At 54.5% G+C, this 15,519-nt stretch carries 17 protein-coding genes; 7 read left to right on the top strand and 10 right to left on the bottom strand.

The window, feature by feature from the left end:
• From sspA to zapE, 4 genes are all read right to left on the bottom strand, one after another.
• Window positions 1-639: a stringent starvation protein SspA gene (gene sspA, locus MXM41_RS17550; RefSeq protein WP_039031606.1), complete on the bottom strand. Its 639-nt coding sequence runs from the start codon at window positions 637-639 to the stop codon at window positions 1-3.
• 311 nt (window positions 640-950) lie between these two features.
• Window positions 951-1,343 carry a 30S ribosomal protein S9 gene (gene rpsI, locus MXM41_RS17545; RefSeq protein ID WP_003860436.1) on the bottom strand — a complete coding sequence of 131 codons (393 nt, stop codon included), beginning with the start codon at window positions 1,341-1,343 and terminating at the stop codon, window positions 951-953.
• Between the two features lie 15 nt (window positions 1,344-1,358).
• Window positions 1,359-1,787, bottom strand: a complete 429-nt coding sequence (rplM, locus tag MXM41_RS17540) for a 50S ribosomal protein L13 (RefSeq protein WP_024551131.1) — start codon at window positions 1,785-1,787, stop codon at window positions 1,359-1,361.
• Window positions 1,788-2,078: 291 nt separating this feature from the next.
• On the bottom strand, window positions 2,079-3,203 hold the full coding sequence (gene zapE / locus MXM41_RS17535) for a cell division protein ZapE (RefSeq protein ID WP_325933363.1): 1,125 nt from the start codon (window positions 3,201-3,203) through the stop codon (window positions 2,079-2,081).
• Window positions 3,204-3,393: 190 nt separating this feature from the next.
• On the opposite strand from zapE, the gene zapG reads away from it, so the two are divergent.
• The 3 genes from zapG to degS all read left to right on the top strand — a co-directional run bounded on the left by zapG (window position 3,394) and on the right by degS (window position 6,483).
• Complete coding sequence (gene zapG, locus MXM41_RS17530) at window positions 3,394-3,792, top strand: Z-ring associated protein ZapG (RefSeq protein ID WP_156264736.1); 399 nt, start codon at window positions 3,394-3,396, stop codon at window positions 3,790-3,792.
• A 170-nt stretch (window positions 3,793-3,962) separates the two neighbouring features.
• Window positions 3,963-5,327: a serine endoprotease DegQ gene (gene degQ, locus MXM41_RS17525; protein ID WP_325933361.1), complete on the top strand. Its 1,365-nt coding sequence runs from the start codon at window positions 3,963-3,965 to the stop codon at window positions 5,325-5,327.
• An 88-nt stretch (window positions 5,328-5,415) separates the two neighbouring features.
• Complete coding sequence (degS, locus tag MXM41_RS17520; RefSeq protein ID WP_325933359.1) at window positions 5,416-6,483, top strand: outer membrane-stress sensor serine endopeptidase DegS; 1,068 nt, start codon at window positions 5,416-5,418, stop codon at window positions 6,481-6,483.
• Between the two features lie 67 nt (window positions 6,484-6,550).
• On the opposite strand, the gene mdh is transcribed toward degS, so the two are convergent.
• Window positions 6,551-7,489, bottom strand: a complete 939-nt coding sequence (mdh, locus tag MXM41_RS17515) for a malate dehydrogenase (protein ID WP_103177218.1) — start codon at window positions 7,487-7,489, stop codon at window positions 6,551-6,553.
• Between the two features lie 404 nt (window positions 7,490-7,893).
• Here mdh and argR point away from each other — a divergent pair, with 404 nt between their 5' ends.
• The 3 genes from argR to yhcN (MXM41_RS17500) all read left to right on the top strand — a co-directional run bounded on the left by argR (window position 7,894) and on the right by yhcN (MXM41_RS17500) (window position 9,383).
• Entirely contained in the window at window positions 7,894-8,364 is a 471-nt protein-coding gene (gene argR / locus MXM41_RS17510; protein ID WP_103824952.1) for a transcriptional regulator ArgR, read from the top strand.
• Between the two features lie 378 nt (window positions 8,365-8,742).
• Window positions 8,743-9,006, top strand: a complete 264-nt coding sequence (yhcN, locus tag MXM41_RS17505) for a peroxide/acid stress response protein YhcN (protein ID WP_142487282.1) — start codon at window positions 8,743-8,745, stop codon at window positions 9,004-9,006.
• 113 nt (window positions 9,007-9,119) lie between these two features.
• Window positions 9,120-9,383: a peroxide/acid stress response protein YhcN gene (yhcN, locus tag MXM41_RS17500; protein WP_325933356.1), complete on the top strand. Its 264-nt coding sequence runs from the start codon at window positions 9,120-9,122 to the stop codon at window positions 9,381-9,383.
• A 58-nt stretch (window positions 9,384-9,441) separates the two neighbouring features.
• Here the strand turns inward: yhcN (MXM41_RS17500) and MXM41_RS17495 are convergent, their stop codons facing one another.
• The 5 genes from MXM41_RS17495 to aaeX all read right to left on the bottom strand — a co-directional run bounded on the left by MXM41_RS17495 (window position 9,442) and on the right by aaeX (window position 14,418).
• The gene (locus tag MXM41_RS17495; RefSeq protein WP_325933354.1) at window positions 9,442-9,714 is read right to left on the bottom strand and encodes a barstar family protein; all 273 of its coding nucleotides are present in this window, start codon (window positions 9,712-9,714) and stop codon (window positions 9,442-9,444) included.
• Between the two features lie 45 nt (window positions 9,715-9,759).
• On the bottom strand, window positions 9,760-11,214 hold the full coding sequence (locus tag MXM41_RS17490) for an NAD-dependent succinate-semialdehyde dehydrogenase (protein WP_325933352.1): 1,455 nt from the start codon (window positions 11,212-11,214) through the stop codon (window positions 9,760-9,762).
• Window positions 11,215-11,301: 87 nt separating this feature from the next.
• Window positions 11,302-13,269 (bottom strand): p-hydroxybenzoic acid efflux pump subunit AaeB, encoded by a 1,968-nt coding sequence (gene aaeB, locus MXM41_RS17485; protein ID WP_325933351.1) that lies wholly within the window; start codon window positions 13,267-13,269, stop codon window positions 11,302-11,304.
• Window positions 13,270-13,274: 5 nt separating this feature from the next.
• A complete protein-coding gene (gene aaeA, locus MXM41_RS17480; protein ID WP_325933350.1) occupies window positions 13,275-14,207 on the bottom strand; it encodes a p-hydroxybenzoic acid efflux pump subunit AaeA in 933 nt (310 codons plus the stop codon).
• Between the two features lie 7 nt (window positions 14,208-14,214).
• Window positions 14,215-14,418, bottom strand: a complete 204-nt coding sequence (aaeX, locus tag MXM41_RS17475; RefSeq protein ID WP_325933349.1) for a p-hydroxybenzoic acid efflux pump operon protein AaeX — start codon at window positions 14,416-14,418, stop codon at window positions 14,215-14,217.
• Window positions 14,419-14,595: 177 nt separating this feature from the next.
• Here aaeX and aaeR point away from each other — a divergent pair, with 177 nt between their 5' ends.
• On the top strand, window positions 14,596-15,519 hold the full coding sequence (gene aaeR / locus MXM41_RS17470; RefSeq protein WP_325933348.1) for an HTH-type transcriptional activator AaeR: 924 nt from the start codon (window positions 14,596-14,598) through the stop codon (window positions 15,517-15,519).

Below are 15,519 nucleotides of genomic sequence, written 5' to 3'. Positions count from 1 at the left end.
TTAACCCCGGCCGAGACGCATTTCACGTTCAGCTTCAGTCAGTGAAGCCAGGAATGAATCACGCTCAAATACGCGCGTCATGTAGCCTTTGAGCTCTTTTGCGCCCGGGCCACTAAACTCAACGCCCAGAATAGGCAAACGCCACAGCAGCGGAGCCAGGTAGCAATCGACCAGGCTGAACTCATCGCTCAGGAAGAAAGGTCTCTGACCGAACACCGGCGCAATGGCCAGCAGCTCTTCACGCAGCTGTTTACGTGCTGCATCGGCTTCTGACGAAGACCCGTTAGCAATAACGTTCATCAGCGTATACCAGTCTTTCTCGATACGCTGCATGTACAGACGGCTTTCCCCACGCGCAACCGGATAGACCGGCATCAGCGGCGGATGCGGGAAACGCTCATCCAGATATTCCATAATGATACGGGATTCCCACAGGGTCAGCTCACGATCCACCAGCGTTGGTACGCTCTGGCTTGGGTTGAGATCGATCAGATCCTGAGGCGGGTTATCCTTTTCCACATGCTCGATCTCAAAACTGACACCCTTCTCGGCCAGCACGATACGAACCTGATGGCTATAAATGTCAGTAGGACCAGAAAACAGCGTCATTACCGAACGTTTGTTGGCAGCGACAGCCATGAAAACCTCCAGGTATATTCAGAATTTTTACTGCTACCAGCCATACAGGCTAGCCAGATGTTTTATTGCCCATCCCAGGGAATTTCTACTCTTGTTCAAAAAGAGAACAAAAATCGAGCATTCACCGTTATTTGGACACAAAAGTGGATGATAGTTTACCAGATTTTGCGACCTTTGTGGTGAGGGGATTCTGGAAATGCGGAAAAAGAGGTCAGAAAGCAAGTCTGCATCCAGGGATGTTCTGCGTCAGGCATAAAAAAACCCGCCGAAGCGGGTTTTCGCAAATTGTTCTCTGCCGAAGCAGAAGCCAATTAACGCTTGGAGAACTGTGGACGACGACGTGCTTTACGCAGACCCACTTTCTTACGTTCAACCTGACGAGCGTCACGAGTAACGAAGCCAGCTTTACGCAGTTCAGAACGCAGGGATTCGTCGTACTCCATCAGAGCGCGGGTGATACCGTGACGGATCGCACCTGCCTGACCAGAGATACCACCACCTTTAACGGTGATGTACAGATCCAGTTTTTCTACCATATCAACCAGTTCCAGCGGCTGGCGAACTACCATGCGGGCAGTTTCACGACCGAAGTATTGTTCCAGAGAACGCTGGTTGATTACGATTTTACCACTGCCCGGTTTGATGAACACGCGAGCGGCGGAGCTTTTGCGGCGACCAGTGCCGTAGTATTGATTTTCAGCCATTGCCTATAATCCCGATTAGATGTCAAGAACTTGCGGTTGCTGTGCCGCGTGGTTGTGCTCGTTACCTGCGTAAACTTTCAGTTTACGGTACATAGCACGACCCAGCGGGCCTTTTGGCAGCATGCCTTTAACCGCGATTTCAATCACACGCTCAGGACGGCGGGCAATCATCTCTTCAAAGGTCGCTTGTTTGATACCGCCGATGTGGCCGGTGTGGTGATAGTACACTTTGTCAGTACGCTTGTTGCCGGTTACAGCAACTTTGTCAGCGTTCAGAACGATGATGTAATCACCGGTATCTACGTGCGGAGTGTATTCCGCTTTGTGCTTACCGCGCAGGCGACGAGCCAGTTCGGTAGCCAGACGGCCCAGAGTTTTACCGGTCGCGTCAACAACATACCAGTCGCGTTTTACGGTTTCTGGTTTAGCTGTAAAAGTTTTCATTAAAAGCTTACCCAAATAAATAAGTTACACGTTGGTGAACACCCAAACGTTTAGTAGTTGAGGTTCACACGACATTGTCCAGCAAACCTACCCCTTCGAATAGCCTATGCCGGCGCAGAGAAAGTTTTGGGAAAAAAACCTTCTTGTAACGTGGGGTCGCAAGATTATAGAGAAGTCAGGGGTAAAGATCGACCCTTAATTGTGATTTGACGCGGGTTTTTACGGGGCGGGGAAAGTGCGGTCTGATGCCCTTACCCCCAGCCCCTCTCCCACAGGGAGAGGGTAGCTTACTTAAGGCATGTGTTCGCGCTTCAGGTACTCTTCGCTCTGCATCTCCTGCAGACGTGACAGGCAGCGCTGGAACTCAAACTTCAGCCGTTCCCCCTGATAGATCTCATATAAAGGAACAGCAGCGCTCACCACCAGCTTGACGTGGCGCTCGTAAAACTCGTCGACCAGGGCGATAAAGCGTCGGGCTTCGCTCTCCATCAGCGTGGTCATCACCGGAACATCAAACAGCATCACCGTATGGAACAGGCGCGAGAGCGCTATATAGTCGTGCTGGCTGCGGGCATCGACACAGAGGGTAGCGAAGGATACAGCAAGGGTCTGATTAACAACGCCCAGCGTTTGCAGCGGACGATGGTTCACTTCCAGCACCGCGGCGTTATCACGTTCTGCCCCGGCGAGCGCCAGCCACAGTTTATCCATCTGCTGCCGGGTATCGTCATTCAACGGCGAAATCCACAGATGGGCCTGAGTCAACGTACGCAGGCGGTAATCAACGCCGGCATCGACATTCATAATGTCGCAATGCTCTTTAATTGCCTCGATAGCGGGTAAGAAACGGGCGCGTTGCAGACCGTTGCGATAGAGCTCATCCGGGGGAATGTTCGATGTCGCCACCAGGGTAATGCCTCGGGCAAACAGCGCTTTCATTAATCCGCCCAGCAGCATAGCGTCGGTAATATCAGAGACAAAAAACTCATCGAAGCACAGCACATCCGTTTCGGCTTTGAAACGCTCGGCGACAATATCCAGCGGATCGCTCTGCCCCTGCAGGGCCGTCAGCTCTTCATGCACCCGCAGCATAAAGCGGTGAAAATGCAGACGCTGCTTACGTGTTCCCGGCAGGCTCTGGTAAAACAGATCCATCAGCCAGGTTTTGCCACGCCCGACCCCTCCCCACATATATAAGCCGCGTACCGGCGTGACGTTCTGCGGCGCTTTCTTACCCAGCAACCGGCCAAACGCGGCCTTGAGCCCTCCCGCAGGCGCGGCCTCGGTCGGCTGGGTGGTCAGCGCCTGCCAGATGTTGTCAAGACGCCTTACCGCTTCACGCTGTACATCATCTGGCTGGTGGGAGCCCTCATCCAGGGCCTGTTGGTAACGCGATGTCGGGGAAAGGCTTTGCATAATCTTATTGTTATTCCTTCAATTATTACTCGTCAGACGGCTCAGTTGACGAAAAAAAGGCCGTTCTACAGTACGCGATGATGCGGTGGGATTCCACTTCTAAGGAAATAGCGGTTATAGTGGCATAATCAGGCACAGGCATGAAGCCGAGCCAACACCCTACGGAACCACAAGACAACGGGAGAAGTTCATGACCTGGGAATATGCGCTAATTGGTTTAGTCGTCGGCATCGCTATCGGCGCCGTGGCCATGCGTTTTGGAAATCGCAAATTGCGCCAGCAACAGGCGTTGCAGTACGAACTGGAAAAGAACAAAGCTGAACTGGATGAGTATCGCGAAGAGCTGGTCAACCATTTTGCCCAGAGCGCTGAGCTGCTGGACAACATGGCTCATGATTACCGCAAGCTTTATCAGCATATGGCGAAAAGCTCCAGTAACCTGCTGCCGGAGATGAGTGCGGAGAACAATCCGTTCCGCAACCGCCTGGCAGAATCCGAAGCCGGTAACGATCAGGCGCCAGTACAGATGCCACGTGACTACTCCGAAGGCGCATCCGGCCTGCTGCGCGGTGGCGCAAAACGCGATTAATCGCATAGCAAAAATAAATTTTACGGGCGCAGCCCTTGCGCCCGTCCTTTCTTCCCGACCCCAGCTATCATTTAGTAAAACACCTCATTGTTCAGCGTTTTAAAATTCAATAACATCAGTCTGTTTCAGGGCCGTTATTCCTCCATTCCAGGTTGCGAGAGCCAGCATAAATGAACAAAAAAAATCAGCTGTTGAGCGCGTTAGCATTGAGTATCGGATTATCGCTGTCGGCATCGTATCCGGCGGCGGCGGCAATCCCTTCACAGGTCCCGGGTCAGGCTGCGCTCCCGAGCCTTGCCCCGATGCTGGAAAAAGTCCTGCCCGCGGTGGTAAGCGTGCAGGTTGAAGGCACCGCGGTGCAGAGCCAGCGCATCCCGGAAGAGCTGAAAAAGTATTTTGGTGATGAAGCGCCCGATCAGGCACAACCTTTTGAAGGTCTGGGCTCCGGCGTGGTGATCGATGCCGCGAAAGGCTATGTCCTGACCAATAACCATGTCATCAGCCACGCGGATAAAATCAGCGTCCAGATGAACGATGGCCGGGAGTTCGATGCCAAACTGATTGGCGGCGACGATCAGAGCGATATCGCCCTGCTGCAATTGCAGAACCCAACCGGTCTGACGCAAATCGCCATCGCCGATTCCGACAAACTGCGCGTCGGCGATTTCGCGGTGGCGGTAGGTAACCCCTTCGGTCTGGGCCAGACGGCCACCTCCGGCATCGTCTCCGCTTTGGGTCGCAGTGGCCTGAACCTCGAAGGGCTGGAAAACTTTATCCAGACCGACGCCTCCATTAACCGCGGTAACTCCGGCGGCGCGCTGCTGAACCTGAACGGGGAGCTGATCGGCATTAACACCGCCATTCTGGCGCCTGGCGGCGGTAGCGTGGGGATTGGCTTTGCTATCCCCAGCAACATGGCCCGTACGCTGGCACAGCAACTGATTGATTTCGGCGAAGTGAAACGCGGCCTGCTGGGCATTAAAGGCACGGAAATGAGCGCGGATATTGCTAAAGCGTTCAACCTGAACGTGCAGCGCGGCGCCTTCGTCAGCGAAGTGTTGCCAAACTCCGGCTCGGCAAAAGCGGGCGTGAAATCCGGTGACGTCATCGTCAGCCTGAATGATAAACCGTTAAGCAGCTTTGCAGAGCTACGCTCGCGCATCGCCACCACGGAGCCTGGCGCCACGGTTAAGCTCGGCATTTTGCGTGACGGCAAACCACTGGATCTGCAGGTCACGCTGGATAAAAGCACCTCGTCATCGGCCAGTGCAGAGATGATTGCCCCGGCGCTGCAAGGAGCAACATTAAGTGACGGCCAGTTAAAAGACGGCACTAAAGGCATCACACTCGACAGCGTCGAGAAGAGCAGCCCTGCCGCGCAGGCCGGACTGCATCAGGATGATGTAATCATTGGGGTGAACCGCGTTCGCGTGCAGTCTATCGCCGAAATGCGCAAAGTGCTGGAGAAAAAACCCACCGTTATCGCCCTGCAGATCGTGCGCGGCAACGATACGCTCTATATTCTGCTGCGTTAAGCCTGTACACGTCCGGACATCACCCCGTGTGATGTCCGGATAAGTCATGTTATGCTGCTTGCGTTCTCCCTTTAACGACGCCCGTATCATGGTTTTTAAGCTAATTCGTTCGGTCGCCATCGGCCTGGTTGTAGGTGGCCTGTTACTGGCCGCGATGCCCTCTTTACGTCAGTTCAATCAACTGGCTGCGCCGCAATTTGACAGCGCAGATGAAACGCCTGCCAGCTACAATCAGGCAGTACGCCGTGCCGCTCCTGCGGTGGTTAACGTCTATAACCGTGGGCTGAACAGCACCAGCCATAATCAGCTTGAGATCAGAACCCTGGGCTCCGGGGTGATCATGGATGAACGCGGCTACATTATTACTAACAAACATGTAATCAACGATGCCGATCAGATCATCGTTGCACTGCAGGATGGCCGCGTCTTTGAAGCGCTGCTTGTTGGCTCCGACAGCCTGACGGATCTGGCGGTCCTCAAAATCAATGCTACGGGCGGCCTGCCCGTTATCCCTATCAACCGTAAACGTACACCGCATATCGGCGACGTGGTGCTGGCAATTGGTAATCCCTATAACCTCGGCCAGACCATTACCCAGGGGATCATCAGCGCCACCGGGCGTATCGGTCTGAACCCGTCCGGGCGGCAGAACTTCCTGCAAACGGATGCTTCCATTAACCACGGCAACTCCGGCGGCGCGCTGGTGAACTCGCTGGGTGAGCTGATGGGCATCAACACCCTGTCGTTTGATAAGAGCAACGACGGCGAAACGCCCGAAGGCATCGGCTTTGCGATCCCGTTCCAGCTGGCCAATAAGATTATGGATAAGCTGATTCGTGACGGCCGGGTGATCCGCGGCTACATTGGCATTGGCGGCCGTGAGATTGCTCCGCTGCACTCTCAGGGTGGCGGTATCGATCAGATCCAGGGGATTGTGGTGAACGAAGTCACCGCCGGTGGCCCGGCGGCGGAAGCGGGTATCCGGGTCAACGACGTGATCGTCTCGGTAAACGGGAAACCGGCCGTGTCAGCGCTGGAAACCATGGATCAGGTGGCGGAGATCAGGCCTGGCTCTATCATTCCGGTCGAAGTGATGCGTGATGATAAGAAACTGACCCTGCAGGTCACCATTCAGGAATACCCGGCCACCAACTGAGCCAGCAGGCATAAAAAAACCGGAGCATCAGCTCCGGTTTTTATTGCCCTGACGGGACGCAAGTTGCTTACTTGTTAACGAACTCTTCGCCCAGAACGATATCGTTCTTCAGGGTTTCAAGCATACCGGCCATCGCCTGCTGCTCAAACGCGCTCAGGGTGCCGATAGATTTACGCTCTTCGATACCGTTTTTACCCAGCAGCAGCGGCTGAGAGAAGAAGCGTGCGTGCTCGCCGTCACCTTCAACATAAGCGCATTCCACCACGCCCTGTTCGCCCTGCAGGGCGCGTACCAGAGACAGGCCGAAACGTGCCGCAGCCTGGCCCATAGACAGGGTTGCAGAGCCGCCACCCGCCTTCGCTTCCACCACTTCGGTGCCCGCGTTCTGGATGCGTTTGGTCAGGTCAGCCACTTCCTGCTCGGTGAAGCTCACGCCTGGGATCTGCGACAGCAGTGGCAGAATGGTCACGCCAGAGTGCCCGCCAATAACCGGCACTTCGAGTTCGGTTGGCTGCTTGCCTTTCAGTTCCGCAACAAAGGTGTTGGAGCGGATGATGTCCAGCGTGGTCACGCCAAACAGTTTGTTCTTGTCATACACGCCCGCTTTTTTCAGCACTTCTGCAGCGATGGCCACAGTGGTGTTAACCGGGTTAGTGATGATACCGATGCAGGCTTTCGGGCAGGTAGTAGCCACCTGCTGAATCAGGTTCTTAACGATACCCGCGTTCACGTTGAACAGGTCGGAACGATCCATGCCTGGCTTACGCGCTACGCCTGCGGAGATCAGCACAACGTCCGCGCCTTCCAGCGCCGGACGAGCATCTTCACCGGAGAAGCCTTTGATTTTGACAGCCGTCGGGATGTGGCTGAGGTCTACCGCCACACCAGGGGTTACCGGGGCGATATCGTAAAGAGAGAGTTCTGAGCCTGCAGGCAGCTGAGTTTTCAGTAGTAGGGCAAGCGCCTGGCCGATACCGCCAGCAGCGCCGAGGACTGCGACTTTCATCCTAAACTCCTTATTATGGTGAGCTAACTTTCTGTTACTCCGTCGCGGCGACCTTAATTCAGCAGATCAATAATTACAATCTTCGTAATGTCAGAATTAGTGGTCACGCACTTTTCGCATCTGCCTGAAGGCTATCGGGCGTTATGCGGTAACTAAGCAACGAATCAAGAGGTGGTTACAATACACCCTCGCAAGCCACCAAAACAACATCAATTTGATAACATTTAATTTACTTTTAAGCTTATTTGCGAGGCGTGACGCAGGCATGTTCCTCGATAACGAATTTTGATAAAATCACTCCCTTTCATAACATTATTTCAGCCTAAGATTGGGCAGATAATTTGCATAAAAATTCATCCATGTGCATAATAATGTTGTTTCTACCGCTATATTTCGGGTGATTTATGCGAATCTCTTCTAAACAAGAAGAATTGGTTAAAGCGTTTAAAGCGCTGCTTAAAGAAGAAAAATTTAGTTCTCAGGGGGAGATCGTCCAGGCCCTGCAGGATGAGGGTTTCGAAAACATCAACCAGTCGAAAGTCTCCCGCATGTTAACCAAATTTGGTGCGGTGCGTACCCGCAATGCCAAAATGGAGATGGTCTACTGTCTGCCAGCTGAATTGGGTGTTCCGACAACGTCGAGCCCGCTGAAGAATCTGGTGCTGGATATCGACTACAACGATGCCGTGGTGGTGATCCACACAAGTCCAGGCGCTGCGCAGTTGATTGCACGCCTGCTCGACTCGCTGGGTAAAGCGGAAGGCATCCTCGGCACCATCGCTGGCGACGATACTATCTTCACGACGCCAGCCAATGGTTTCTCGGTTAAAGATCTCTACGAAGCCATTCTGGTTCTGTTCGAACAGGAACTCTAATCTCTCTTCCCTGCTGCCTGCCGCAGCGGGGATCCTTCTGCGCCCGTCTCGTTTCCCCCTACAATCTGTTATCTGTAATTTAACAAATAGTGCGTTTTTCTGTCTCAATGCATTCACTTGGTGAATGATAAACCGCAAAATCGCACGAATAATCAAATTGGCATATCCCATTAATTTTATTGAAAATAATTCATTGGACCGTGCTTTCCGCTCGATTTTTTATGCTTTATGGTTATAAAAATGCAATTACTTAATACGTGATTACACAAGAAACAATTAGCATGGTATTAATTTTTGCCGTTATTAGTGTATACTTGATTTTGTGATGAGGGTCACGAAACAACGACCCCAGTAAAGAATATGACGAGGAAAAGAATCATGAAAATCAAAACAACGGTAGCCACCCTTAGCATTCTGTCTGTCCTGTCTTTCGGCGCCTTTGCCGCCGATGCGATCAACGCCGATCAGGCTCAGTCTCGTGAATCTATCGGTACAGTTTCTGTCGGTGCAGTCGGTACGTCTCCGATGGACATGAACCAGATGCTGAACAAAAAAGCGCAGGAACAGGGTGCCTCATCCTATCGCGTTATCGAAGCGCGTACTGGCGATCACTGGCATGCCACCGCTGAGCTGTATAAATAAGTCGTACCGAGCATTAACCGAAATACCCGATATCTCTGTTCAACGGCACCAGGCATAAAAATAGCAGCACAACCCTTCTTGCCGTTGAGCTTGCCCTGTAAGGAGTCAAGATTATGAACACTAAATTACTCATCGCCGCTGGTTTCGCTTCCGTTCTCTCATTTGGTGCCAGCGCAGCTGTACACCAGGTCAATGCGGACCAGGCACAAAACCTGCAATCTATGGGAAGTATCTCCGTAACTGAAGTTGCCGGTTCTCCGATGGATATCCGTCAGGCTCTGGCGGCAAAAGCTGAAAAAGCGGGCGCCAGCAGCTATCGCGTCACCGAACTGAACACCGGCGATCACTGGCATGCGACCGCTGAGCTGTACAAATAAACCCTCGTCGTATTGATTTACGACTTGCCCCTGCCTCGCAGGGGCTTTTTTATGTCCTTCATTGACGTACGTTAAAGCGAATCTGTCCTTCCAGCTCCTCTTCCGCCTCATCAAACAGCAGAATCAACGCGCCAAAGCGCCTGCGTAGCTTTTCCGGCAAATGGATAAACTCGATTTCGAGCGGTAGCGGTAACTGGCTGCTGGTCACAATTTCCCACAGGGAGTCCAGATCCGTCACACTCTCCTGACCCATGCCGAAGGTACGTGAAAACTCACGATAGAAGTCCTCCTGACTGTCGATTTCATCAAAATCAAACGTATAAATATTCATTGCCAGCCACCCCGTCCAGGCGAGCGGCTTATGCCGCCCTGTCGATTATAATCCCCCGATATGCAGGGTTTTCACTTCCAGGAACTCTTCCAGTCCCAGCACTGACCCTTCGCGACCCAGCCCCGACTCTTTCACCCCGCCAAAAGGCCCAAGCTCCGTGGAAACCGCGCATTCGTTAATGCCAATCATGCCGCTCTCTATGGCCTGAGATACGCGGAAGACTCGCTGCAAATTCTGCGTATAGAAATAGGCTGCCAGGCCAAACGGCGTATCGTTAGCACGCTGAATCACCTCCTCTTCTGAAGTGAAACGGAAGCAGGCCGCCACGGGTCCGAAGGTCTCTTCGCTGGCGAGCGCCATCCCTTCGTGGCACTCCCCCAATACCGTCGGTTGCCAGAAATTCCCGCCGAGAGCATGGGCTTTACCACCTGCCAGCACGCTGGCCCCTTTGGCAACCGCATCCTCAACGTGCTCGCGCACTTTGTTCACCGCGGCAGGTTCAATCAGCGGCCCGACAAGGGTGCCCTCTTCCAGGCCGTTACCCACTTTTAAGTCGTTCACCGCTGCGGCAAGTTTGGTGACGAACGCGTCGTACACCGACTCCTGAATATAGAAGCGATTGACGCTGACGCAGACCTGGCCGGCATTGCGGAATTTATTGGCGATAGCCCCTTCTACCGCGGCATCGATATCGGCATCGTCAAAGACGATATAAGGCGCATTTCCCCCCAGCTCCATCGAGACTTTTTTCATGGTTTCGGCGGCGTTGCGCATCAGCGTTTTGCCGACCGCCGTCGAGCCGGTAAAGGAGATTTTGCGCACTTCAGGACTGGCCATAATCGCGTCGCTTATCTCAGAGGTATTCCCCGCTACCGCGTTTAATACGCCATCCGGTACGCCCGCCTTTTTGGCCAGCGTAAGCAGCGCAAAGGCGCTGAGCGGCGTGTTGTTGGCTGGTTTTATTACCCCGGTACAACCAGCAGCCAGCGCCGGGCCCAGCTTACGTGTCAGCATCGCCATAGGGAAGTTCCACGGCGTGATGGCCGCCACAACGCCAATGGGTTCACGGGTGGCAAGAATGCGGGAGCCGGGTTTAACGGGTGGGATGATTTCGCCGTTAGCACGTTTGGCCTGCTCGGCAAACCACTGGATAAAACTGGCCGCGTACTCCACTTCCCCTTCCGCCTCTTTCAGCGGTTTGCCCTGCTCGGTGGTCATCAGCTGGCCAAGCCATTGTTTGTTTTCAATGATCAGTTCATACCAGCGATAAAGGATGGCCGAACGCTCTTTTGCAGTTCTGGCGCGCCAGGCCGGGAAGGCGCGGTTCGCGGCGGCGATGGCCTCTTCGGCCTCTTTTTTACCTGCTTTTGCGACCCGGGCGATCACCTCTCCGGTCGCCGGGTTAACTACATCGAATGTGGTATCGAGCGTTTTCCATACGCCATCGACTAAATATCCGGACTGAAATAGCGCACTATCCTGAAGAGCCTGGGTAGTCATGTATCCTCCCATTTTGGGTTTACGTACTTGCCAGGATAAGTATAGCCACAAAAAAACCGACGCTTATTGCGTCGGTTTTCAGGAGGATTAGCTGTCGGTCAGGGCGTTCTGGTAACGATGCAGCATGCCCACCAGCCGCTGTACCGGTTCGGTCACCTGTCGCGGCGCCTCCCAGATACGCAGCTTCTCCTGATAGATATCCAGCTCCGCCAGCAGCTGCGTAAAGTAACGTCGGCGCTTATCGTCGCTGGAGGCCGAAATCACATGATCGGCAGTACGGCGCAGCTGGCGGTGATACGCAGAGAGATCGTCATTCACCGGTATCGGCGCATTACGCAGACGCTGGTGGGCGATGATCAGCGTCAGGGCCAGCCGGAACTTCGCAATGTCGCCCGGGAATTTGGTCAGGAGTAAAAAAAGCTGCTGGTAGAGCGCGGGCAGGTGGTTCTCTTTACGTCGGGCGGTGTTGGTGGTCATCGCAGAGACGGCAGCAGAAACAAACTGGTTCAGCAGCACGCGTCCGGTTCTGGCCTGCGAGTTATCGCGCACCAGCAGGATCACCATCATCGCCAGGAAGCAGCCAACAATCTGCCCCAGCGCGCTGTCAAGAAACTGGCTGAAGTGAAAGGTCATCGGGTTATCCAGCACCAGGATATTGATAGTACTGGCCAGGGCCCCCAGCGACCCCAGGCGTCGCTTCTGCACCTCTATACCGATAAAGAAGGCCATAACGGCGAGACTCAGGCAGAGCAGCAACATGCTTTGCTGGGTCGACGGGAGGACCACAAGGAAGTAGAAAGCGCCAAGCGGCAGCGCCGCCAGGGTGCCATACAGAAAATCGAGCGCCACCATCCGGGGATTAGGCAGTCGCATCGCCAGCGAGGTGACCACGGCGATCATCACCATGGCGCCGCTGCCAGAGGTCCAGCCGGTCCACAGCCAGAACAGCGTTCCGAGCATACAGGCGAGCGTGGTGCGCCAGAAGTTAACCATCGCATGATGGCGTTCCGCCGACTCGGCTTTCACCACCACTTCACCCTGCAGCACCTCCTCTTCAGTGGCGCTGATTTTGGTATTGCCGATCACCCCACGCTTGAGCAGCAGGTAACGTGTCGCCGCTCCGACCCAGGTGTAGATCGTTACCGGCGTGTCGCGCTCGCCGGTCCAGGCGATGACCCGACGCATGCGTTTGAGCTGCTTATGTACGTCCTGAACGGTAGTAACGGGCGTGTCAAACTGCTCCCGGAAGGTCTCCGTGATAGCCTCGGGGCGGTTATTCTGGATCAGATAAGTTTCACAGGCCTGGGTGATTAACGTTAAGGAGACGGTGTTGAGCGCTTTCAGGCGGCGGTTGGCCCGCGACCAGCGTGAAGACTCCATATTGAGGTTGCTGCGCATCCCTTCCAGCGCGGTGGTACGACGTACCAGCGCACTCCAGGCGTTATCCACCTCCTCACTGTCGCCATGCTTGATGCACAGCTGCATGAGCTGATACTGGGCGACGATCAGCGCATCCAGCTCACGATCCACCTCCTGTTTGATCGAACGCGGGGAGAACAGCAAATCCGCCACGATCGCACAGACAATCCCCATCACAATCTCGCTGCAGCGCTCCACGGCAAACTGCGGCGCCAGCAGGGGATTGGTCTGGATAGTGATGATAATGATCAGCGCGGTATAACCGGAAAGCCCCCATGCATAGGAGTTCTCCACCCGAACCAGGGAGGAGATCCAGGTACAAAAACCGGCCCAGATACAGCACACCATCAGCATCAGCAGCGGGGTGCGGATCATCAGGATCACGATGGTCAGCGCGGCGATACAGCCAATAAAGGTGCCGACAATACGCAGCATGCCGCGATAGCGGATAGCGCCGGAGTAAGGTTCACCGCCTGCGGCAAACGCCGGGCCGGCGGCGACAATCGCTGCCGTCAGCACCGCCCAGCGGGGCGTTTCCAGCTGAAAGTGGAACCCGACAAACAGCGCCAGCACGATGGCGAAGGCCAGCTTAACCGCGAAGCGCAGGTGCTGGTTGGCGATGGAGAAGATACCCATGGCGATTAACCAAACTCACGCAGGCGGTGGGCAATTTTGCGGAACAGCGAGTCGTGGCGGGCATCCCGATCTGTTTCGCCGGTGATCACCACCGTCGCGGTGGTTCCCGCAGGCCACAGGTCGCCCTGCTGTTCATCCAGACGAATACGTACCGGTACGCGCTGCGCCAGGCGCACCCACTCCAGATTAGAATCCACCGTCGCCATCCCTTTGCTGTCGCGGGTGGCGCTGGAGTTGGTCACCCCGGCCGCCACGCTGTCGACAGTGCCTTTCAACACCCGGTTGCTGCCAAGCGGAGTGATCTCCACCCGATAACCCGGCCGGACGTTTTCCAGTTTGGTCTCTTCCATATAGGCGAGTACATAGAAGGAGTGTTGTTTAACCAGCGCCACGGCGGTGGAGCCGCGGGTAATAAATTCGCCGGTATAGACGTTAAGGTTGGTCACCCAGCCATCGGAGGGCGCGCGGATCACGGTGCGCTCGAGATCCAGCTTCGCCAGATCGCGGGTCGCTTCGGCCTTCGCCAGTTGATGCAGAACCGTTTGCAGCACGTTGTTGGACTGGTCGATCTCCTCCCGGGACATCGCCTGCACCCCCAGCTTATTACGCCGCCCTGCCTCGCGACGTTTTTCCGCCGCCAGCGCCTGGTAGTAGGAGACATCTGCTTCTGCCTGCTCCAGCGCTTTCTGGTAACGAGGCTGGTCAATAGTGAACAGCACCTGATCCTTTTTGACCAGCTGGTTGTCATGCACGTTGACGGCGGTGATCAGGCCCGCCACATCCGGCGCGATGGCCACGATGTCAGCGCTAAAGCGCGCATCACGCGTCCAGGGTGACTCGGTGTAATAAACCCACGCGCGAAAAATAGCGATGAACGCGAGGATGACCAGTACCAGCGTAATGGCGGTACGGGAGACTTTTCTTGTTAGTGTTTTCACATCTACCTCAAACAAACAGGCGCGATACCAGATAGAACAGGCAGCAATAGAGCGCGGAATTGAACAATGCAGGGTGCCAGACAAAATCATAGATCCCGGTTGGAACCAGCACCTTTCGCACCAGCCAAAAAATCGCTAATGATAAAAGAAGTTCAAAGAATATCGGTGGGAACGACAATCCGAACACCACGATAACGGGAAACAGACTCATGTTGACCTTGATTAGAGCGAGCAGGCGAAAGAATTATTCAGCGTACGGCACCGCAGAAGTGGCAAGAAAAGCCGGGCGAGAGTGGCGTAGCTATAATGTATTAATAATATATTAGCGTAACTGTTATGCTGTTATCTATCATATGTGATCTAAATCACTTTTAAGCCAGAGTGAATAATGGAACGTCTAAAACGGATGTCAGTTTTTGCCAAAGTCGTTGAGCTGGGCTCCTTTACTGCCGCGGCAAGGCAGTTACAGATGAGCGTCTCATCAATAAGCCAGACCGTCGCTAAACTGGAAGATGACCTCCAGGTTAAGCTTCTTAACCGCAGCACCCGCAGCCTTGGCCTGACGGAAGCCGGCAAAATTTATTATCAGGGCTGTCGGCGAATGTTGTATGAAGCCCAGGCGGTGCATGAACAACTCTACGCTTTCAATAACACTCCCATCGGCACGCTGCGCATCGGCTGTTCTTCAACTATGGCACAAAATGTCCTGGCGGGAATGACCGCCGATATGTTGCAGGAGTACCCGGGGTTAACGGTGAATCTGGTCACCGGAATTCCCGCCCCGGATCTGATTGCCGATGGCCTGGATGTGGTGATCCGCGTCGGCGCCTTGCAGGATTCCAGCCTCTTTTCGCGTCGTCTGGGGAGCATGCCGATGGTGGTGTGCGCGGCGAAGAAGTACCTCGCCAAAGCGGGTATCCCGGAAAAACCGGCGGATCTCAGCAACCACGCCTGGCTGGAATATAGCGTGCGCCCCGATAACGAATTTGAACTGATCGCGCCAGAGGGCCTCTCGACAAAACTACTGCCGCAGGGACGCTTTGTGACCAACGATCCGATGACTATCTCCCGCTGGCTGGTGGCAGGCGCCGGGATCGCCTACGTGCCGCTAATGTGGGTGATCAACGAGATCAACAGCGGTGAACTGGAGATCCTGTTCCCGCGCTATCAGTCGGATCCGCGTCCGGTGTATGCGGTGTATACCGAAAAGGACAAGCTGCCGCTGAAGGTGCAGGTATGTATTAACTATCTGACGGACTATTTTGTGCAGGTGGCGGCGCTGTTTCAGGAGATGCGGGGAAGGAAGGAATAA

It is taken from the genome of Leclercia adecarboxylata, from assembly GCF_035787115.1.
Lineage (GTDB): Bacteria > Pseudomonadota > Gammaproteobacteria > Enterobacterales > Enterobacteriaceae > Enterobacter > Enterobacter adecarboxylatus_E.
The sequence above is the reverse complement of the archived record's forward strand: the minus strand, read 5'-3'. Positions and strand labels throughout refer to the sequence as shown.

Excerpts from the sequence above, each read along its gene's own strand:
- MXM41_RS17490 (WP_325933352.1), bottom strand. The coding sequence starts at position 11,214 with ATGACTACCCAGGCTCTTCAGGATAGTGCGCTATTTCAGTCCGGATAT.
- zapG (WP_156264736.1), top strand. The coding sequence starts at position 3,394 with ATGACCTGGGAATATGCGCTAATTGGTTTAGTCGTCGGCATCGCTATC.
- argR (WP_103824952.1), top strand. The coding sequence starts at position 7,894 with ATGCGAATCTCTTCTAAACAAGAAGAATTGGTTAAAGCGTTTAAAGCG.
- mdh (WP_103177218.1), bottom strand. The coding sequence starts at position 7,489 with ATGAAAGTCGCAGTCCTCGGCGCTGCTGGCGGTATCGGCCAGGCGCTT.
- zapE (WP_325933363.1), bottom strand. The coding sequence starts at position 3,203 with ATGCAAAGCCTTTCCCCGACATCGCGTTACCAACAGGCCCTGGATGAG.
- MXM41_RS17495 (WP_325933354.1), bottom strand. The coding sequence starts at position 9,714 with ATGAATATTTATACGTTTGATTTTGATGAAATCGACAGTCAGGAGGAC.
- degQ (WP_325933361.1), top strand. The coding sequence starts at position 3,963 with ATGAACAAAAAAAATCAGCTGTTGAGCGCGTTAGCATTGAGTATCGGA.
- yhcN (WP_142487282.1), top strand. The coding sequence starts at position 8,743 with ATGAAAATCAAAACAACGGTAGCCACCCTTAGCATTCTGTCTGTCCTG.
- aaeX (WP_325933349.1), bottom strand. The coding sequence starts at position 14,418 with ATGAGTCTGTTTCCCGTTATCGTGGTGTTCGGATTGTCGTTCCCACCG.
- aaeB (WP_325933351.1), bottom strand. The coding sequence starts at position 13,269 with ATGGGTATCTTCTCCATCGCCAACCAGCACCTGCGCTTCGCGGTTAAG.
- yhcN (WP_325933356.1), top strand. The coding sequence starts at position 9,120 with ATGAACACTAAATTACTCATCGCCGCTGGTTTCGCTTCCGTTCTCTCA.
- aaeR (WP_325933348.1), top strand. The coding sequence starts at position 14,596 with ATGGAACGTCTAAAACGGATGTCAGTTTTTGCCAAAGTCGTTGAGCTG.
- rpsI (WP_003860436.1), bottom strand. The coding sequence starts at position 1,343 with ATGGCTGAAAATCAATACTACGGCACTGGTCGCCGCAAAAGCTCCGCC.
- sspA (WP_039031606.1), bottom strand. The coding sequence starts at position 639 with ATGGCTGTCGCTGCCAACAAACGTTCGGTAATGACGCTGTTTTCTGGT.
- rplM (WP_024551131.1), bottom strand. The coding sequence starts at position 1,787 with ATGAAAACTTTTACAGCTAAACCAGAAACCGTAAAACGCGACTGGTAT.
- degS (WP_325933359.1), top strand. The coding sequence starts at position 5,416 with ATGGTTTTTAAGCTAATTCGTTCGGTCGCCATCGGCCTGGTTGTAGGT.